The sequence below is a fragment of the Ruegeria sp. BHSC026 genome (assembly GCF_059613065.1).
This window is the reverse complement of the sequence record NZ_JBXWRV010000005.1, coordinates 201,816-219,992: the sequence shown is the minus strand read 5'-3', so window position 1 is coordinate 219,992 and position 18,177 is coordinate 201,816. Positions and strand designations below refer to the sequence as shown.

Below are 18,177 nucleotides of genomic sequence, written 5' to 3'. Positions count from 1 at the left end.
GCGGTGCTATCGGCACGAGATCGCAGGCAGAAAGGGTCAGAACCCGACAGGCAGATGCAGCGCCACCATCAGCATCACGATCAAGGACGCCGCGCCAGCTGCATCTTGCAGCAGCGTGCTTTGCGAACGGCTGATTGCGGTCTTGATCTGGCTCAGCATGGCGTCTCCTCCGGTCTGGCTTTAATGCTTTGTTGACCTTTTGTTCTCATATTTCTCCGAGTCGGTAAAGAACTTTTTGAGAACATTTGTGAACTATTCGGGGGCTGAGTCCCTAACCCACTGAAATCAAACGGATCGCTTGATCCTGTTTCATCAGCCACAGAAGAACGCGCGCCGCGTTGCCGCGCTCAGTGGTCAGCTTGGGGTCGGTGGCCAGCAATGCACGGGCATCCGTCTGGGCGATTTCCATCAATCCTGCCTGCCTCTCCAGGTCGGCGATCTGGAACCGGGGCAAGCCGGATTGCGCCGTCCCGATCAGGTCGCCCGCTCCGCGCATTTCAAGATCGGTCTGCGCGATGCGGAATCCGTCCTCGGTTTCGCGCAGCACTTCCAGCCGCCTGCGACCGCCCTCGCTCAGCGGGGCTTGGTACATCAACAGGCAGGTCGAGGCCCCCTCGCCGCGCCCGACCCGCCCGCGCAGCTGGTGCAGCTGCGCCAGGCCAAAGATCTCGGCGCGTTCGATAACCATGATCGTGGCATTGGGCACGTTAACGCCGACCTCGATCACCGTCGTGGCCACCAGCACCTTAGTCTGCCCCGCCTGAAAGGCCGCCATGGCCGCGTCTTTCTCGGACGGAGGCATCTGGCCATGCACCAGCCCGACCACGCCTTCGCCCAATTGCGCCCGCAGATGTTTGAACCGCTCCTCGGCGGCGATCAGGTCCGAAACCTCGGATTCATCCACCAGAGGGCAGACCCAATAGCACTGCCGCCCCTCGCCGATCGCACGTCGCAGATGGTCCACAACCTCGTTCATGCGTTGCGTGCTGACGATAGCGGTCTTGACCGGTTTGCGCCCGGGCGGCTTTTCATCAAGCACCGACACGTCCATGTCGCCGTATTGCGCCAGCGCCAGGCTGCGGGGGATCGGCGTGGCGGTCATGACCAGAACATCGGCACCCCTGCCCTTTTCCGACAGTTCCATCCGCTGGCGCACCCCGAACCGGTGTTGTTCATCCACGATGGCCAGCCGCAGATCCTTGAACGCGACATCGCTTTGGAACACCGCATGGGTTCCGACCAAAATCTGGATGTCCCCGGCCTGTAAGGCCGCCAGTTTCGCGCGCCGCTCGGCGCCCTTGTCGCGCCCGGTCAGGATCTCGAGCACCACACCGGCATCTTCGGCCAGCGGGCGCAGCCCTTCCAAGTGCTGACGGGCCAGAATCTCGGTCGGCGCCATCATCACACCCTGACCGCCGGCCTCGACGGCGATCAACAAGGCCATGAAGGCCACCAATGTCTTGCCCGCGCCGACATCGCCCTGAAGCAACCGGTTCATCCGCGCGTCCGAGGCCATGTCGGCCGCGATCTCGCGGATTGCGCGCTGTTGTGCCTGCGTCGGTTGATAGGGCAGTTTTTTCAGCACCTTCGACTGCAAAGCGCCGGTGCCGACGCTGACGATCCCGCGCGACTTGCGCTCACGCTGCCGCGCCACGGCAAGGGTCAGTTGGTGGGCGAAAAGCTCATCATAGGCCAGACGCTCGCGTGCGGGTGCGAATGGGGCAACGTCATCGGCACCGCGTGGATTGTGGGCGTCGCGGATCGCTTCGGGCCATCCCGGCCATCCCCGGCGCTGAACCAAGGCCGGGTCCGCCCATTCTGCAAGATCCGGCACCCGGGCCAGCGCGCTTTGCGCCGCCTTGAAGGCGGTTTTCTGCGTCACCCCCTGGGTCAAGTGATAGATCGGCTCGAATTCCGGGATCGACCCGGCCTGATCGATCGGCACGACATGATCGGGGTGAACCATTTGGGCCGTACCGTCAAACAGTTCCAGCTTTCCCGAAATCACCCGCCGCGCCCCTTCCGGCAGGATTTTCTTCAGGTAGTCGCCGCGCGCATGAAAGAACACGAGTTGGAAATCACTCTGGCTGTCCTGCACAAACACCCGATAGGCGCCGCCCCGGTTGCGCGGCGGACGATGGGCACCCACGGTCACTTCGACGGTCAGGGTCGCTGGCAGGTCAACGCCGTGGATCGTGTCACGTCTGCGCCTGTCGATCACCGCATAAGGCAAGGCGAACAGCAGGTCGCGCGGCGTCTCGAGCCCCATCTGCCCCAACAGACGGGCCGTCTTGGGGCCGACGCCGTCCAGCGTCTCGAGTCCCGCAAACAGCGGGAAGAGCTGCTCGGGGCGCCCGCTCATGCGTCCCCGATCAGGTGCAGCCATTCGTCTTCATCCAGGACCTTGACGCCAAGTTCGGCCGCCTTTCTGGCCTTGGACCCGGCACCCGGACCCGCAACCACGATATCGGTTTTCTTGCTGACCGAGCCGGACACCTTGGCCGCCAATGCCTCGGCCCGGGCCTTGGCCTCGGCGCGGGTCATTTTCTCGAGCGTTCCGGTAAACACGATGGTCTTTCCCGCGACCGGGCTGTTGCTTGTATCGGGCCGGACCGCATCCAGCACGTTCAACTGCGCCACCAGGTCGTCAATGGTTTTCCGCTCGGCCTCTTGCGCGAATGTCGAAACCAGGGTGCGGGCCATTACCTCGCCCACGCCATCGATACTTAGCAGTTCCTGCCATTCGGGGCCCTCAAAATCGGCGGCGGCGGTCATCGCTTTTTCAAACGCCTCCCACGAGCCATAGTGGTTGGCCAACAGGTTCGACGCAGCTTCGCCCACATGGCGGATCCCCAGTGCAAACAACAGCCGGGCCAGCGGAACGGTGCGCTTTTCGTCGATCGCGGCCCACAATTTTGCAACGCTCTGCCGGCCCCAGCCCTTGCGGTTGGCCAGTTTGTTCAGGTTCTTCGCGTCGCGTTGCTGCAGCGTGAAGATGTCCACCGGAGTTTTCACGGGCAGATCAGGATCTTCATAGAACATCTCGATCTGCTTGGCACCCAAACCTTCGATGTCGAAAGCCTTGCGCGAAACGAAATGTTTCAGCTTTTCAACGGCCTGCGCCGGGCAGATGACCCCACCTGTGCAGCGGCGCACTGCGTCGCCCTCCTCTCGGATGGCATCGCTGCCGCATTCGGGGCACTTGGTCGGAAACTCGAAAGGCACGGCCCAGTCGGGGCGTTTGCTCAGATCGACGTCGGCGATCTTTGGAATCACGTCACCGGCACGATAGACCTGCACCCAGTCGCCGACGCGGATATCCTTGCCATCGCGGATCACGTTGCTCTTGGCGTCACGCCCGGCGATATAGTCTTCGTTGTGCAGCGTGGCGTTCGATACAACCACGCCCCCCACGGTCACCGGGTGCAGGCGCGCAACCGGGCTGAGCGCGCCAGTTCGGCCGACCTGAATGTCGATTGCTTCGAGCCCGGTCCAGGCCGTTTCGGCCGGAAACTTGTGCGCGATCGCCCAACGCGGCGTTGTCGAGCGAAAGCCCAACCGCGCCTGCAGCGCCAGGTCGTTAACCTTGTAGACCACGCCATCGATGTCATGGCCCAGTGTCGCGCGCTGCTCTTCGATCGCCCGGTAGTGGGACACCATCTCATCAACCGAGCGGCACAGTTGCGTCAATTCATTGGTGGCAAACCCCAAGGCGGCCAGCCGGGACAGGCCATCGACCTGGGTACGCCCCAGCGGTTCGGACAGCTCGCCCCAAGCATAGGCGAAGAACCGAAGTGGGCGCGAACGGGTGACTTCGGGGTCCAACTGGCGCAGCGATCCCGCCGCGGCGTTTCGGGGGTTTGCAAACAGCTTGCCCCCGATTTCAGTTTGTTTCTGGTTCAGCCGGGCGAAATCCTCATGCGACATGTAGACCTCGCCCCGTACCTCAAGGATCTCGGGCGCATCGGTAAGAGTTTTCGGAATGTCGCGGACGGTCATCGCGTTGGCGGTGACGTTCTCGCCTACCTCACCGTCACCGCGGGTCGCGGCCTGAACCAACGTGCCGTTTTCATAGCGCAGGGACAGGGACAACCCGTCAATTTTCGGCTCGGCGGTAAATTCAGGCACTTTGTCTTCTTGGAGCCCCAGGTATTTCTGGACCGACCGAACGAAGTCCCGCACATCCGCCTCGTCGAAAGCGTTGCCCAGCGACATCATCCGAACCGCGTGACGAACCTTTTCGAACCCGTCCGACGGGCGGGCCCCGACCTGTTCGCTTGGGCTGTCCGGGCGTTTCAGATGCGGAAACCGCGCCTCGATTTCCTGATTTCGGCGCTTCAGCGCATCATATTCCGCGTCGGAAATCTCTGGAGCGTCCTCACCGTGATACAAATCATTCGCCCGCGTCAACTCGGACGCCAGGCGCGCCAACTCTTCCTTGGCCTGGTCTTCGGTCAGGTCTTGCACGGGAATCGGATTGCTCATGGCCTCGCCCTGTCATGTCTGGTTGGCACCAGTGATAGGGCGAGGCCATGGCCAGGTCCAGACGTGCTGAGCCGTGAGTGGAATTGCCGCCCTGGACCTCCGGCGGCGTGCTCGAGGCCGATCAGGCGCCGACGGCCAGGCGGTTTTCCTCGATACCGTCCTTCTGGGGGTCGCGCAGCACGTATCCCCGCCCCCAGACCGTCTCGATATAGTTGTCGCCACCGGTGGCATTGCTGAGCTTCTTGCGCAGCTTGCAGATGAAAACGTCGATGATCTTCAGTTCCGGCTCGTCCATCCCGCCGTAGAGGTGGTTGAGGAACATCTCCTTGGTCAGGGTCGTGCCCTTGCGCAGGCTGAGCAGTTCTAGCATCTGGTATTCCTTGCCGGTCAAATGAACCGCCTGCCCGTCCACCTCGACGGTCTTGGCATCCAGGTTCACCGCGATCTTGCCGGTGCGGATAATCGACTGCGAATGCCCCTTCGACCGTCGGATGATTGCGTGGATCCTGGCCACCAGTTCTTCGCGGTGGAACGGTTTCGTCAGGTAATCATCGGCCCCGAAACCGAACCCTTTGATCTTGCTTTCGGTATCATCGGCCCCCGACAGGATCAGGATCGGCGTTTCAACTCGGGCGATGCGCAGCTGGCGAAGCACTTCATGCCCGTTCATATCCGGCAGATTCAGGTCCAGAAGGATCAGATCATAGTCATACAGTTTCGCCAGATCGATCCCTTCCTCGCCCAGATCCGTCGCATAGACGTTCAGGTTGGCGTGTGTCAGCATCAGTTCGATGCTTTTCGACGTTGTGGGATCATCCTCGACAAGAAGTATGCGCATTCTGCTGCTCCAGTTCAGGTCTGTTCATTCCGGTTTGATCCGAGCCTGACCACAAATGGTTAATCTGACGTTACCGTTGATTCATTTATTCGCATTCGCCTTTAGGTTGTCTATATTTTTTTAAGGCCGTCACCTTCAGCGCATCGATTCCGTGTTCGGCCACCGCCGCAACCCAGCTGTTGAACTCCTCGTCGCTCAGCCCATAGCGTTTCTTGGCGTCCGACAACGTGATCAGGCCATACAGTACGCCGCGCACTACCATGGCCTTCCTAGAGGCGACCCACCGACTGGTATCGGGCGGCGGCAGATCGGCCCGCGACAGAACCGTTCCATCCGGCAGGGTTATCGACCTTGGTCCCTCAACTTTGTGCAAATACATCCTGCGACCCTTTTTCTTTTGTCACAAAGCTGGCGTCAGTCTACTTAATGCAGCGTGAAACCGCCTCTTGAGAGTGCGTAGAATTTTCTTATATTCTGCCGGTCTTTCTTAACCCGGACTGGAACAGCCCATGGCCCTCGACACCGAGACTCCTCTGAACTCGCTTGGCTTTGCCAAACCCCCATCGGAAACGCGGGTGGTCGTTGCCATGTCGGGCGGTGTCGACAGCTCGGTCGTGGCGGCTTATCTGGCGGATCAGGGCTATGACGTGGTCGGTGTGACGCTGCAACTGTATGACCACGGGGCGGCGCTGGCCAAAAAGGGCGCGTGTTGCGCCGGGATCGACATCCACGACGCCCGCCGCGTGGCCGAGGAGCGCGGCTTTCCGCACTACGTTCTGGATTATGAAAACATCTTCAAGGACGCCGTGATCGACGAGTTCGCCGACAGCTATCTGGCCGGCGCGACTCCGGTGCCCTGCATCCGCTGCAATGAGCGCGTCAAGTTCAAAGATCTGCTGGAAACGGCCAAGGATCTCGAGGCCGACTGCATGGCCACCGGCCACTACATCCAGCGCAAGATGGGCCCCAATGGCCCCGAATTGCACTGCGCCGAAGATGCCAACCGCGACCAGTCCTATTTCCTGTTCTCGACCACGCCCGAGCAGTTGGAGTTCCTGCGCTTCCCTCTGGGGCACCTGCCCTCGAAGGACGCGACCCGGCAAATGGCTGCGCAATACGGGCTGAGCGTGGCGGACAAGCCCGACAGCCAGGACATCTGCTTCGTGCCCAACGGCAACTATGCCAGCGTGATCGAGAAACTGCGTCCCGGCGCGGCCGAACCCGGCGAGATCGTTCACGCCGACGGCCGCGTTCTGGGTCAGCATGAGGGCGTGATCCACTACACTATCGGCCAGCGACGCGGTCTTGGCATCGGCGGGCTCAGTGAGCCGCTCTATGTCGTCAAGCTGGACGTGGACCGCAAACAGGTCGTCGTCGGCCCCAAAGAGATGCTGGCCACCCGCACCATCCCCGTGCGCGAGATCAACTGGCTAGGCGATGCGCCCTTCACCTCGCAGAAGGAATGGCACGTCTCGGTCAAGGTCCGCTCGACCCGCCCCCCGCGCGAAGCGATTATCCGTCCGCTGACCGAAACCACCGCCGAAGTCGAATTGCTGACGCCAGAGGAAGGTGTTTCTCCCGGGCAGGCCTGCGTGTTTTATGAAACCGGGGGCAGCCGCATTTTTGGCGGTGGCTGGATCTGGCGCGGTTACTGAACCGCGTCGGTCCACGAGTTGCTGAGGATATAAAGCCCGGCGCAGATCATGACATAGGGCACAAAGTATTCCAGACGTTGTGCCAGACGTCCCGTCATGATCTGGGCGCGCCCACCGATCAGCCCCACAACCGCAAGAAAGAGAGCGGCCAGGCCGGCCCCTAGCACACCTGCCATCCGGAAATCGGGGGTCGAGTCGGCCAGCAAGGGGGCGAGGAACGCAAACGTGTCCATCGAAAGACTTGTGAACACCAGCATGGTCACCAGTGCCGAGGCGCTGCCCGGCACAGCGGGGGCGGCCTGCGCCTGTGCTCCGCGAAGCTGTCGAAAGGCTCCGAAAAGCCCCAAGGCCAGAGGGATGGTGCCGAGGTAGCCAGCCCGGTGCGGCACCACATCCTCGACCCCCAGTGCCAGCAGGAAGGCCACGCCGATCACCAGCCCCTGTGCCAGCAGGAACCCCAGAACGGCGCGCTGCGGACCGGTGACGATCATCAGGGCGACCAGAGCCATGAGGTTGTCGAGATTGGTCAGAACCTGTGCCATGAAGGCCGAGGCCGCAAAGACCACATGGTCCAGCATCACGGCTTCATCCGCTCCAACACCGCGCGTGCAGCCCGAAGACCGGGCGCTTCGCCACCGCGGCCGAGACGTTCCATCGTGACGGCCATTGCCTGTTCCTGCGCGCCCGGCGCGGCCGACACGGCGCCAAGCGCGGCGGCGATGGTTTCGGGCGTGCAATCATCCAGCAGGCATTCCGGCACCGTTCGGGTCTCGGACACGAGGTTGACCAGTGTGACCGTATCCAGCTTGACCATGCGCTCGGCGATCTTCTGGGTCAGCCAGGTCAGCTTGTAGGCAATCACCATCGGCGTGGATTGGGCCGCCAGTTCCAGCGAGACCGTGCCGGACGCGGCCAGGGCGATCTCGGCTGCGGCAAAGGCCGCGCGCTTGATGGCCACCGCCTGATCCGTGTCGATGTTGCGGGGGTCCACCACGACCGGTTGACCCGGCCAGGACCGGACATGGGCGGCCACGGTATCGGCCACATGCGCGACCGCAGGAACCACCACCCGCATGTCGGGGCGGTCTTTCAGATACAGTTCAAGCGCCGCGCCGAATACGGGCGCCAGCCGATCGACCTCGCCCCGGCGCGAGCCGGGCAAGGCCAGCAGGATCGGCGCGTCGCCCAGCCCGTGATCGGCGCGGAACTGTGCAATCTGCGCTTCGGTTGCTACCGGCTCGCTGGCCACCGGGTGGCCGACGAAATCGCACTCCATTCCGGCGTTTTCCATATAGGGCGGCTCGAACGGCAGCAAGGCCAGAACATGGTCGATGACCTTGGCCATCTTGTCCGCCCTCTTGGGGCGCCAGGCCCAGACGCTGGGCGCAACATAGTGCACGGTCCGTATATTGCTGCGCGCCTTGACCTGCTTGGCCACGCGCAGCGAAAAGTCGGGGCTGTCGATGGTGATCAGAACGTCGGGCTGGGTGTCCAGAACGGCCTGCGCGGTTTCGGCGATGCGGCGCTTGAGGTGAAAGAACTTGGGCAAAACCTCGACCAGGCCCATCACGCTGAGCTCGGACATCGGAAAGCGGCTGACCAGACCCTGGGCCTGCATCAGCGGCCCGCCGACCCCGTCGAATTCGACATCCGGAACAAGGGTCTTCACCCCCTCCATCAGCGCACCGCCCAGACGGTCGCCCGACGGCTCACCGGCGACCAGAAAGACACGCATCACATTGCCCGCTCGTGCACGTGCAGAAACAGGCCCAGGCGGTCGCATTCCGCGATCACTTGGGGCCGGTCCAACACGATCACCCCGCCCTTTTCGACGACGATACCGGTCAGGCCAGCCGCAACCGCGCCGGTCACCGTGTCTGGCCCGATGGCGGGCAGATCGGCGCGCCGGTCCTGACCGGGTTTGGGCCCCTTGAACAGAATGCCGCCGCCGGCATCGGGGCGCGCAGCCAGCGACTGCAGCATCCACGCCGTACCGAATGCGCCCTCGACCGCCAGAACTTGCCCTTGATGCACCACGCAGGCCTGCCCGATATCGGCGGCCCCCATCGCCCGTAACACGCCGACGGCCCGGTTGGCATCGGCCAGCTCGGCCTCGGTCGGTTGCGCCTGGGTCAGGCATCCAAGAGGGGGCAGCAGGTCGGGCGCGATCTGGTGCGCGGCCTGCACCTGCAGACCGGCATCCTCGAGAACACCGATCACCGCCCGCAACGCGCCATCATCGCCCGACACCAGCGCCTGCTGGATGATCGGAACCAGCGGCGCGGTCTGCGCGTCGATGCGGCCCGGGTCGATTTTTGGGCGGCGCACCGCACCGGCCATGCAGATATTGGTCACGCCGCGCGCCTTCAGCTCGGCAATGAAACTGCCGAGATGCTCCAGGGGAAAGGTGATGTCGGGGCGCAACCTGTCGGGCTCGAACCCCTCAAGGGCGCAGATCAGCGGACGTTCGGCCAGATGCGAGACCAGTTCATCCGGCAAAACGCCCGTTCCCGCGATCAAGGCCAGCATCGGCTCATTTCCTCGGCGTCAGGAACGACCGGTCGGACTCGCCGGTCACGAATTCCACGATCCGGCGGACATAGTCGCTGTCGGTGTCGTCCCCCAGCCGCTTGACGCGGTCCAGGAACGTTCCGTCGCCTTGCGCCATCTCGCGGAACGCGGCACGCAGGGCCGAGATGTCCGCCCGCGGTACCCCGCGCCGCTTGAGGCCCACCAGGTTCAGACCCTCCAACTCGCCCCGCGGAGCCTGAACCAAGCCATAGGGGATGACATCGTTGGGCACCATGGTCAACGCGCCGATGATGGCGCCGCGGCCCACGCGCACCCATTGATGCAAGCCGGAAATGCCACCGATGATCACGTCATCCTCGATGATGCAGTGACCGGCGGCGCCGGAATGGTTCACCATGATCACCCGGTTACCGATCTGTACGTCATGGGCCACATGAACTCCGGCCATCAGCAAGCAGTCATCGCCGATACGGGTCACGCCGCCGCCGCCCTCGGTGCCGGTGTTGATCGTCACGTGCTCGCGGATGCGGTTGCGTTTGCCGATCTCCAGCCGCGTGTCCTCTCCGCCGAATTTCAGATCCTGCGGGATTTCACCGATCACAGCGAAGTTGAAGATTACGCAGTCCTCACCGATCGAGGTGTCGCCGGTCACGACCACGTGCGATTTCAACTCGACCCGGTCGCCCAGCCGGACCTTGGGGCCGATATGGCAGAACGGACCGATCACGCAATCCTGACCGATCTGCGCACCGTCTTCGATGATGGCACTGGGATGAATGCGGCTCATGCTGTCTTTTCCATGTCCCAATCGACATAGGCCGAGAACTCGGCTTCGGCCGCCACTTCACCGTCCACGGTCGCACGGCCGCTGAACTTGAAGATCTTGCCGCCTTTCTTGCCGCGCACGGTTTCCACATGCATCTTCAGCACGTCGCCCGGCACTACCTTGCGGCGGAATTTGCACTTGTCGATGTTCATGAAATAGATCAGCAACTCGCTGTCGATCACGTCCATGCCGACACCCAGCATCACGCCAGCGGTCTGGGCCATCGCCTCGACGATTGTCACGCCGGGCATGATCGGCGTTCCGGGGAAATGACCCTGGAAATGCGGCTCGTTCATGGTGACGTTCTTGATGCCGACCGCCGACTGATAGCCGTTGATCTCGACAACCTTGTCAACCAGCAGGAACGGATAGCGATGCGGCAGGATCCGTTGGATCAGCTGGATGTCGGCGCTCTTGGTGTCCGTGGTCATGTTCCGGGTGTCCTGTTTTCGAGGTGTGGTTTCCGCGTGGTTAGCAATACCACCGTGCGAGAGCAAGCCGCGCTAGGGTTCGTCACGCTCTTCCAGCCCGGCACCGTCGCCGATGGCCGCGTCGATCCGCCGGATGGCCACATCGGTGATATCCGAGGCATCCGAGCTGAGAAAGACGTTCGCGCGTTCGATAATGATCGACGCCCCCGTATCGCGCAGCAGATCGATTAGAACAGGGCGTGACAGTTCGACAAACCTGACCCGCGCCTCTTCGCTGCGTCGCGACAGCGCATCCAGTTTGGCACGCTGGCTTTCGCGGTGCGACTGCACTTTCTGGTCGAACGCTTCGGCCAACGGTTGAAACTCGTCCGGGGTCAAGACGCTGCGTTTGTCGGTCAGCTCCTTTTCCTCGCGGCTCAGCTCGGCCACGATGCGTTCGTTCTCCTCGGCCAGTGCACGGCTTTCCGCCTCGATCTCGGCCCGGATCCGCTTGCCGAAGGCCGACTCGGCGAACATCCGGTCACTGGATATGGTCAGCACCCCCGATTGCGGAATGCCCAACTGCTGAGCCGATGCGGGGCCCGCCGCCAAAGCGAATGCCAAAATGCACAGGGCCCGAAGAGGGCCCTGCACTGTTCTGGATATGTGTTTCAGCATGAACGTCAGAACCGCGCCTGAATGGTGAAGTCAAAGTTCTGTTCTTTGTCGAAGTCTTCCTTGACCAACGCTTTCGAGAAGTTGAAGCGCAAGGGGCCAAACGGCGTATCCCACAACAGCGACACGCCTATGACATGGCGGAGCGACCCGTCGGCGCCGACGATATTGGCCCCGGTCGTGTCGACATTGTCGATGTCCCAAAGGTTGCCAACGTCATAGAAGACACCGCCGCGCAGGCCCAGTTCCTCGGGCAGGCCCAGCGGGAAATCGGACTCGAAGCGCGCCACCCAGTACAGGTTGCCGCCGATCGCGTCGTCCTGGCCGTTCGACAGATCCCGTGGGCCCAGACCGGCGGGTTCGAACCCGCGGAAGATGTTGGGCCCCAGAACATAGCGGTCGAGGGTTCGGCTGAAGTCGTCTCCCTGCCAATGCAGGGCGCCGGCCTCGAACGAAGCGCGCAGGGTCATCTCCTCGTTCAGCACCTTGGTCTGGGCGATGGCGCGGGCGGAGGTCTTTAGGAACTTGTTGTCCCCGCCCAAACCGGCGGCATCCACGCCGACTTCGAACAACGCACCCGCGTTGGGGTTCAACCCGCCGATCCGGCTGTCATAGACATAGGACAGGCCGAGCGAGCTGGTCGACCGCTTGCCCTGGGCGATTTCCGAAGCGATCACCGCCCCGTTCACCTGGCTGTCCTGCTGCGTCATCTCGCTGTCGTTCCAGTTGTAGCGCAGCTTCAGCGCCGACAGCTCTCCGATCGCATAGCTCAGCTGCGGGTTGAAGAACACGGTCTTGGTGTCATAGCTGGCAAAGCTCGAGTTTGTGGAGGACAAACCAAGCCCCAGATCGAAGCGCAGTTTGCGGCCCAGAAGGTAGGGTTCGGTGAAATTCAGGATGTACTGTTCTGAATCCTGCGCCGTCGACAGCGTCACACCCAAAGCCTGCCCTCGGCCCAAGAAGTTCCGTTCTTCGAGCCCGATCGCGATGCCGAACCCGTCCGAGACCGAATAGCTGCCGCCCAGGCTCAGCGAGCCGGTGGGTTGCTCCTCGACATCGACATCCACGATGACCTGACTGGGGCTGGACCCTTCGCGCGTATCCACATCGGCGACCGCAAAGAAGCCCAGGGCACGAATACGCTCGGCGCTCTGGCGGATTTCACGCGGGTTGAACGGATCACCCTCGACCGTGTCGAACTGGCGCCGGATCACCCGATCCAGCGTTGTTGTGTTACCTTCGATGTCGATGCGTTCGACAAAGATGCGCGGCCCCTTGGTCAGGACAAATTCGACATCCAGCGTCAGGTCGCGGTTGTTGCGGGTCACCCGCGGCTCGACCCGCAGGAAATCGACGCCGTTTTTCAGGCCCAACCGCTCCTGGCGGGTGATCGAATTCTCGATCAGCGTGGGCGAATAGGTCACGCCGGGCTTGATCTTCAACGCGGCTTGATAGGGCGCTGCGTCGACACCGGGAATCTCGCTGACGGTCGTCACCTTGCCGAACGAAAATTTCTGTCCTTCGGTGATATTCATCACCAGATAGAACGCATCCCGTTCGCGGGTAAATTCGACATTGGCGCTGTTGACGCGAAAATCTATGTAGCCGCGCGACAGGTAGAAATCACGCAGCACCTGCTTGTCGAACTCGATACGGTCGGCGATGAACGTATCGCCGCGCAGGAAGGTCCGAAGGATGTTGGCCTGTTTGGTTTCCAGCACGCGCCGAAGGCGGCGGTCGGAATAGGCGCGGTTGCCCACGAAGCTGACGCGTTCGATCTCGATCGTGGTGCCTTCGGCGACCTCGAACACCAGATCAACGCGGTTGTCGCTGCGACGGATGATGCGCGGAATGACGGTGGCGGATACCCTGCCCTGTGCCGAATAGATCTCCGCGATCACGTCGGCATCAGCCTCGGCCACCTGCGGGGTGAACACTCGGCGCGGCTGCGACGAAATCGCATCCAGCAGGACGTCATCCTTGACCCGCCGGTTGCCCTCGATGCTGATGCGGTTGATCGTCGGGTATTCCTGGACCTTGATCGCAAGCGTGCTGCCGCGCGGGGTTAGCTCGACTGTCTCAAAAACACCACTGTCAAGCAAACGCTGATAAGCGTCGTTCAGCTGGCCCGCCGTTACGGTCTGACCGGGCGTGATTCCCGTCCGGCTGATGATCGTCGAGGTTTCAATACGCCGGTTGCCTTCGACATCGAACGAATTGAACGTGTACGACTGTGCCCAGGCGGATTGCGAAAATACCGCAAGCCAAAGCGCTGAAACGAGGAAAAAACCCGATAGAAGCTGCCACAAAATGTTGGTTTCGGGCTCGACTGCACCGCAGGATATGCCCGCGTCTTCCCTGTATGCCATGTTTATCTCTGCCTGGTTCTGGGACTTTGAATTTGAGTACCGTTAATGGCACATCTTGTCAAAAGCCCAAAAGCAAAACGCGGCCGCAAGGGGCCGCGCAGCTAGAACCGGTGCTGGTAAAGAATCACAAAGAGGCCAGAAATGCCCCGCCCGCCAAGGCCAGCGCGGTGATGCCAAAGCTCAGCAGAAAATCCCAGTTCAGGACGAACAGGAAGTTGACCCCCTGATATGATTTTCGCAATGCACCTGTCATGATCTTCAGCCCGCTTCGTTGGAAACGAGTATCACCTACGTCGCAATTGAGGCGAATTTGCGGCGCCCGGAAGGCGCCGCTGCCTCAATCAGCAAAACAGATCATTGCCGAGCGCGAAGATCATCAGGGTCAGGATCACTGTCACGCCGATGCCCATCATGATCTGGAATACCCGCTCGCTGGGCGGCTTACCCGAAACCGCCTCGTAAGCGTAGAACATCAGGTGGCCACCATCCAGCGCGGGGATCGGGAACAGGTTCAACAGGCCCACGGCGGTGGACAGCACCGCGATGAACGACACGAAATTCTGCGCCCCCTGGCTGGCCATGTCGCCCGAAGTTTCGGCAATGCCGATCGGCCCCGACATGTTGCAAGTGCTGATGGCCCCGGTGATCATGTGCCAGATGCCCGAAAGCGAGCCCTCGATGATTCGCCAAGTCTGTTGCAGGCCGGCACCTGCGGCCTCGAACAGCCCCGCCGGTTCGGTGGCCGGCTCCAGCATCAACCCGCCGACGATCCCGATCCGCCAATGGGTCTTGAAACCGCCATCGGGCTGCGGTTCGTCGGTCCGGCGCGGGGCCAGCGCGAATTCAAGCTCGGCCCCATCGCGCCAGACATCCAGCAACAGCACCTTGCCGTTCGAGCTTTCGACCTTGTCCTTCAACTGATCGAAAGCAAAAATCGGCTCTCCGTCCACTGCGGTGATCACGTCGCCGGGCGCAAGCTGGATATCCATCGCCGCGCTTCGCGGTGCGACCCGGCTGATCAGCGGCGGAAACAGGTATGGCGCCTCGACATCGATGGTCTGTCCGTCGCGCTGAACGGTGTAGGTCAGCACGGGCTCTTCGGGCAGTGCATCGGTGAAATCGGTCCAGGCGTCCTCGGCGTCGAAATCCGGCACCGGGATTCCCTCGATCGCCAGGATCTCATCCCCTTCGCGCAGCTCTTGCACGGTTCCCGGCAGCGGTTTCAGCGTGCCCGCGGTCAAAGGTTCGCGGGTCACCCCCTGCGACCAGAAGATCGCCGCGAATACCAAAATCGACATGACAAAGTTAAACACCGGTCCGGCCGCCACCGTTGCCGTGCGCGCCCACAGCGGCGCTCCGTGCATCGTATGACGCAGTTCTTCGGGGCTTTTACTGGCGATCTCGTCCATTGCCGCCGAATCCTTGCCCGACGCCGCGTTTGAATCGCCCAGGAATTTAACGTAGCCCCCAAACGGCAGCACCGCGATCTGCCAGCGCGTGCCGCGCTTGTCCACGCGGCTCCACAGAACCGGACCGAACCCGATCGAGAACACCTCGGCATGGATCCCCGACCAGCGCCCGACGATATAGTGGCCGTATTCATGCACGGCGACGATCACCGACAGGGCCACGACGAAGGCAGCGATCGTGTAGATCAATCCACCAAATTGCGGGATCAGCGAGAGTATGTCCAAAAGTCTATCCTGCTCTTCTCAGTACGGCGTCATCCACCCATTGACGTGCCAGATGGTCCGCTTTCAACACGTTATCAAGGGTCATCGGGGCATCAATGAGGCCGCCTGCGTCCTCGAACCGGTCCAGAACCGCCGCCACCGCGTCGGACATGTCGAGAAATCCGATGCGCTGGCCTATGAAGTGATCCAGTGCACGTTCCTTGGCGGCGTTGAACACTGCACCAGACAGACCTCCGCGCTCCATGACCTCGCGCGCTAACCGCAGCGCCGGATAGCGCGCCGGGTCGGGGTCACGGAACCGCAACTGTCCCAGACGGGCCAGATCCAGCCGGGGTACCGGCAGCTCGCGCCGCTCGGGCCAGTGCAGCGCATAGCCGATCGCGTGGCGCATGTCGGGCGCGCCCAGATGCGCCATCACCGCTCCGTCGCGAAACCCGACCAACGCGTGAACGATCGATTCGGGGTGGATCACGACCTCGATCCGGTCGGGCGCGATACCGAAGAATTCCTTTGTTTCAATGACCTCCAGCGCCTTGTTGAACATCGAAGCGCTGTCGATGGTAATACGCTGACCCATGTCCCAGTTCGGGTGGCTCGACGCCTGCTCGACCGTCGCCTGCGCCAGCCGCTCGACCGGCCAGTCGCGAAACGCCCCACCGCTGGCGGTTATGATTATGCGCTCGACCGCGGCCATGTCCTCGCCCACCAGCGCCTGGAACACGGCGGAATGCTCGCTGTCCACCGGCAGCAGGCGCGCACCATGCCGCCTTGCTGTCTCAAGCACCAGAGACCCGGCACAGACCAGTGTTTCCTTGTTGGCCAGCGCCAGCGTCGCCCCCTGTTCCAGTGCCGCCAGCCCGGGCGCCAGACCCGCCGCGCCGACGATGGCCGACATCACCCAGTCGGCCGGACGCGCCGCGGCCTCGACCAGCGCGGTCGCCCCGGCCGCTGCTTCGATTCCGCTGCCTTCCAACGCGGCGCGCAGGTCTTGCAACCTGTCGTCGAACGCGGTCACGGCGACCTGCGCGCGCAGGCGCCGGGCATCCTCGGCCAGTTTCCGGATGTTTGCGCCACCGGTCACGGCCACCACGTCATAGACGGTCGGGTCCCGCGCGATCAGGTCGATGGTGTTCTGCCCGATGGAACCGGTGGCGCCAAAGATGGAGACCTTGCGCATCACATCTCTCCGGGGGCGTAGAACAGACTTGCAATCAGAACCAGCAGCGATGCCCCCATCATGCCGTCGAACCGGTCCAGAAACCCGCCGTGGCCCGGAATCAGGTCCGAACTGTCCTTGACTCCGAATTTCCGTTTGGTCGCGCTTTCCACGATGTCTCCCGCCTGGCTGGCCATCGAGGCCAAAACCGAGATCAGAACCAGCCCGGGCCCGAGGCTTGCATAAACCGCGAACGCGGCGCCCACCAAAGCAGCGGCCACCCAGCCGCCCACCGTACCCGACCAGGTTTTCTTGGGGCTGACCTTGGGCCAGAATTTCGGCCCGCCGATGGCCTTGCCCGCGAAATAGCCCGCCACGTCGGTGGCGACGACGACCGCGATCAGCCAGATCATCCAGCCAAAGCCCATATTCTCGCGGATCGAGATGAATCCGAAACCCGCCGCCGCGATCCAGATCGCAAACAGAGCATAGATCCCGCGCGCGCGCTCCACCTGCCCGGCTCCGACCAGCGCCGGCGCGATCAGAACCGGCAAAGCGGCCACCGGCGGCAGATAGGTGGCCAAAAGAACCGCCACGCCGGTAAGCACGGATAATTGCACCGCAACTCCGGCCCGCTGCGGGTCAACCATGCGGACCAGTTCCCAGATCATGATACCGCAGGCCGCGGCGATGAAGGTCTCGAACCACAGCCCGCCCAGCCAAACCTCGACCGCGCCGATTGCCACCAGAACCACCGCCGACAGAACGCGGACGGTCAGATCGGACCAACGCCCGTCACTCATGCGGGGACGGCTCCGAACCGGCGTTCACGCGATCCGTAGCTTTTGCACAGTCGCTCAAGCTCCGAGGCCGTGAAATCCGGCCACAGCGTTTCGATGAACTCGTATTCCGAATAGGCCGACTGCCACAGAAGGAAATTCGAGATCCGCGCCTCGCCACTGGTCCGGATCACCAGATCAGGATCGGGCAGAACCCGCGTATCCAGGTATTTCGGCAGCGTCTCCTCGTCCACGTCATCGGGGCACAGCTTGCCTTCGGCGACATCCCTGGCCAACCGTTTGGTTGCGCGAGCTACCTCGTCCCGGCCTCCGTAGTTCAGCGCCACGGTCAGATGCACCAGGTCGTTGTCGGCAGTTTCCCGTTCCAGCTGGTCCATCAGCTCGATCAGCTTAGCATCCAGCCGGACCCGATCTCCAATGAACCGGACCCTGACACCGTTTTCGGCAAGCGTCCGGGTTTCCTTTATGATGTACCGCTTGAAAAGGCTCATCAGACCCGCAACTTCAACCTGAGTCCGCTTCCAGTTCTCGGTCGAGAAGGCAAAGATCGTCAGGTATTTGATCCCCAGTCCCGGGCAGGCTTCGACCACTTCGCGCACGCGCCGCGCCCCGGCATGATGCCCGTACAGACGCGGACGGCCACGGGCCTGAGCCCACCGCCCGTTGCCATCCATGATGATGGCCACATGGCGCGGCCCGCACAACTCGCCGATCAGGGGATCCTTGGGCATCTCCGC

18 protein-coding genes are annotated in these 18,177 nt (G+C 62.5%); 1 reads left to right on the top strand and 17 read right to left on the bottom strand.

All coding sequences use genetic code 11. The features are described from left to right. Window positions 1–36 precede the first annotated feature (36 nt). The 5 genes from AC2FME_RS08905 to sciP form a co-directional block, all read right to left on the bottom strand. Window positions 37–159, bottom strand: coding sequence for a hypothetical protein (locus tag AC2FME_RS08905; RefSeq protein ID WP_262504552.1), 123 nt, complete (start codon window positions 157–159; stop codon window positions 37–39). 112 nt (window positions 160–271) lie between these two features. Continuing rightward, entirely contained in the window at window positions 272–2,362 is a 2,091-nt protein-coding gene (recG, locus tag AC2FME_RS08900) for an ATP-dependent DNA helicase RecG (RefSeq protein WP_496800264.1), read from the bottom strand. Continuing rightward, window positions 2,359–4,485, bottom strand: a complete 2,127-nt coding sequence (ligA, locus tag AC2FME_RS08895) for an NAD-dependent DNA ligase LigA (RefSeq protein ID WP_496800219.1) — start codon at window positions 4,483–4,485, stop codon at window positions 2,359–2,361. The genes recG and ligA overlap by 4 nt, the downstream gene beginning before the upstream one ends. 121 nt (window positions 4,486–4,606) lie before the next feature. After that, window positions 4,607–5,323, bottom strand: coding sequence for a response regulator transcription factor CtrA (ctrA, locus tag AC2FME_RS08890; RefSeq protein ID WP_149775137.1), 717 nt, complete (start codon window positions 5,321–5,323; stop codon window positions 4,607–4,609). Window positions 5,324–5,408: 85 nt separating this feature from the next. After that, the gene (sciP, locus tag AC2FME_RS08885) at window positions 5,409–5,702 is read right to left on the bottom strand and encodes a CtrA inhibitor SciP (RefSeq protein ID WP_496800218.1); all 294 of its coding nucleotides are present in this window, start codon (window positions 5,700–5,702) and stop codon (window positions 5,409–5,411) included. A gap of 130 nt (window positions 5,703–5,832) precedes the next feature. Here sciP and mnmA point away from each other — a divergent pair, with 130 nt between their 5' ends. Further along, a complete protein-coding gene (mnmA, locus tag AC2FME_RS08880; protein WP_496741216.1) occupies window positions 5,833–6,978 on the top strand; it encodes a tRNA 2-thiouridine(34) synthase MnmA in 1,146 nt (381 codons plus the stop codon). Here the strand turns inward: mnmA and AC2FME_RS08875 are convergent. The 12 genes from AC2FME_RS08875 to uppS all read right to left on the bottom strand — a co-directional run bounded on the left by AC2FME_RS08875 (window position 6,972) and on the right by uppS (window position 18,171). Next, the gene (locus AC2FME_RS08875; RefSeq protein ID WP_496800217.1) at window positions 6,972–7,556 is read right to left on the bottom strand and encodes a hypothetical protein; all 585 of its coding nucleotides are present in this window, start codon (window positions 7,554–7,556) and stop codon (window positions 6,972–6,974) included. The two genes, mnmA and AC2FME_RS08875, sit on opposite strands and share 7 nt — an antisense overlap. Next, window positions 7,556–8,713, bottom strand: coding sequence for a lipid-A-disaccharide synthase (gene lpxB / locus AC2FME_RS08870; RefSeq protein WP_496800216.1), 1,158 nt, complete (start codon window positions 8,711–8,713; stop codon window positions 7,556–7,558). The genes AC2FME_RS08875 and lpxB overlap by 1 nt, the downstream gene beginning before the upstream one ends. Continuing rightward, complete coding sequence (locus tag AC2FME_RS08865; RefSeq protein ID WP_496711128.1) at window positions 8,713–9,507, bottom strand: LpxI family protein; 795 nt, start codon at window positions 9,505–9,507, stop codon at window positions 8,713–8,715. Before AC2FME_RS08865 ends, lpxB begins: the two co-directional genes overlap by 1 nt. A gap of 4 nt (window positions 9,508–9,511) precedes the next feature. Beyond that, window positions 9,512–10,297 carry an acyl-ACP--UDP-N-acetylglucosamine O-acyltransferase gene (gene lpxA, locus AC2FME_RS08860; RefSeq protein WP_496679955.1) on the bottom strand — a complete coding sequence of 262 codons (786 nt, stop codon included), beginning with the start codon at window positions 10,295–10,297 and terminating at the stop codon, window positions 9,512–9,514. Continuing rightward, window positions 10,294–10,767: a 3-hydroxyacyl-ACP dehydratase FabZ gene (gene fabZ / locus AC2FME_RS08855; RefSeq protein WP_496679954.1), complete on the bottom strand. Its 474-nt coding sequence runs from the start codon at window positions 10,765–10,767 to the stop codon at window positions 10,294–10,296. Before fabZ ends, lpxA begins: the two co-directional genes overlap by 4 nt. 72 nt (window positions 10,768–10,839) lie before the next feature. Continuing rightward, window positions 10,840–11,424, bottom strand: coding sequence for an OmpH/Skp family outer membrane protein (locus tag AC2FME_RS08850; protein WP_496679953.1), 585 nt, complete (start codon window positions 11,422–11,424; stop codon window positions 10,840–10,842). 5 nt (window positions 11,425–11,429) lie between these two features. Beyond that, a complete protein-coding gene (gene bamA, locus AC2FME_RS08845) occupies window positions 11,430–13,790 on the bottom strand; it encodes an outer membrane protein assembly factor BamA (RefSeq protein ID WP_496711129.1) in 2,361 nt (786 codons plus the stop codon). Window positions 13,791–13,914: 124 nt separating this feature from the next. Next, complete coding sequence (locus tag AC2FME_RS08840; protein WP_496688350.1) at window positions 13,915–14,043, bottom strand: hypothetical protein; 129 nt, start codon at window positions 14,041–14,043, stop codon at window positions 13,915–13,917. A gap of 88 nt (window positions 14,044–14,131) precedes the next feature. Beyond that, the gene (gene rseP / locus AC2FME_RS08835; protein ID WP_496711130.1) at window positions 14,132–15,484 is read right to left on the bottom strand and encodes an RIP metalloprotease RseP; all 1,353 of its coding nucleotides are present in this window, start codon (window positions 15,482–15,484) and stop codon (window positions 14,132–14,134) included. A gap of 4 nt (window positions 15,485–15,488) precedes the next feature. After that, the gene (gene dxr, locus AC2FME_RS08830; protein WP_496800215.1) at window positions 15,489–16,661 is read right to left on the bottom strand and encodes a 1-deoxy-D-xylulose-5-phosphate reductoisomerase; all 1,173 of its coding nucleotides are present in this window, start codon (window positions 16,659–16,661) and stop codon (window positions 15,489–15,491) included. After that, window positions 16,661–17,443 (bottom strand): phosphatidate cytidylyltransferase, encoded by a 783-nt coding sequence (locus AC2FME_RS08825; RefSeq protein WP_496800214.1) that lies wholly within the window; start codon window positions 17,441–17,443, stop codon window positions 16,661–16,663. The genes dxr and AC2FME_RS08825 overlap by 1 nt, the downstream gene beginning before the upstream one ends. Beyond that, window positions 17,440–18,171 (bottom strand): undecaprenyl pyrophosphate synthase, encoded by a 732-nt coding sequence (gene uppS, locus AC2FME_RS08820; RefSeq protein ID WP_496679945.1) that lies wholly within the window; start codon window positions 18,169–18,171, stop codon window positions 17,440–17,442. The genes AC2FME_RS08825 and uppS overlap by 4 nt, the downstream gene beginning before the upstream one ends. Window positions 18,172–18,177: the final 6 nt, after the last annotated feature.

Coding starts and splice junctions, on each gene's coding strand:
- AC2FME_RS08865 (WP_496711128.1), bottom strand. CDS start 9,507: ATGCTGGCCTTGATCGCGGGAACGGGCGTTTTGCCGGATGAACTGGTC.
- bamA (WP_496711129.1), bottom strand. CDS start 13,790: ATGGCATACAGGGAAGACGCGGGCATATCCTGCGGTGCAGTCGAGCCC.
- dxr (WP_496800215.1), bottom strand. CDS start 16,661: ATGCGCAAGGTCTCCATCTTTGGCGCCACCGGTTCCATCGGGCAGAAC.
- ctrA (WP_149775137.1), bottom strand. CDS start 5,323: ATGCGCATACTTCTTGTCGAGGATGATCCCACAACGTCGAAAAGCATC.
- lpxB (WP_496800216.1), bottom strand. CDS start 8,713: ATGCGTGTCTTTCTGGTCGCCGGTGAGCCGTCGGGCGACCGTCTGGGC.
- lpxA (WP_496679955.1), bottom strand. CDS start 10,297: ATGAGCCGCATTCATCCCAGTGCCATCATCGAAGACGGTGCGCAGATC.
- AC2FME_RS08840 (WP_496688350.1), bottom strand. CDS start 14,043: ATGACAGGTGCATTGCGAAAATCATATCAGGGGGTCAACTTCCTGTTC.
- sciP (WP_496800218.1), bottom strand. CDS start 5,702: ATGTATTTGCACAAAGTTGAGGGACCAAGGTCGATAACCCTGCCGGAT.
- AC2FME_RS08875 (WP_496800217.1), bottom strand. CDS start 7,556: ATGCTGGACCATGTGGTCTTTGCGGCCTCGGCCTTCATGGCACAGGTT.
- AC2FME_RS08905 (WP_262504552.1), bottom strand. CDS start 159: ATGCTGAGCCAGATCAAGACCGCAATCAGCCGTTCGCAAAGCACGCTG.
- fabZ (WP_496679954.1), bottom strand. CDS start 10,767: ATGACCACGGACACCAAGAGCGCCGACATCCAGCTGATCCAACGGATC.
- ligA (WP_496800219.1), bottom strand. CDS start 4,485: ATGAGCAATCCGATTCCCGTGCAAGACCTGACCGAAGACCAGGCCAAG.
- recG (WP_496800264.1), bottom strand. CDS start 2,362: ATGAGCGGGCGCCCCGAGCAGCTCTTCCCGCTGTTTGCGGGACTCGAG.
- AC2FME_RS08825 (WP_496800214.1), bottom strand. CDS start 17,443: ATGAGTGACGGGCGTTGGTCCGATCTGACCGTCCGCGTTCTGTCGGCG.
- AC2FME_RS08850 (WP_496679953.1), bottom strand. CDS start 11,424: ATGCTGAAACACATATCCAGAACAGTGCAGGGCCCTCTTCGGGCCCTG.
- uppS (WP_496679945.1), bottom strand. CDS start 18,171: ATGCCCAAGGATCCCCTGATCGGCGAGTTGTGCGGGCCGCGCCATGTG.
- mnmA (WP_496741216.1), top strand. CDS start 5,833: ATGGCCCTCGACACCGAGACTCCTCTGAACTCGCTTGGCTTTGCCAAA.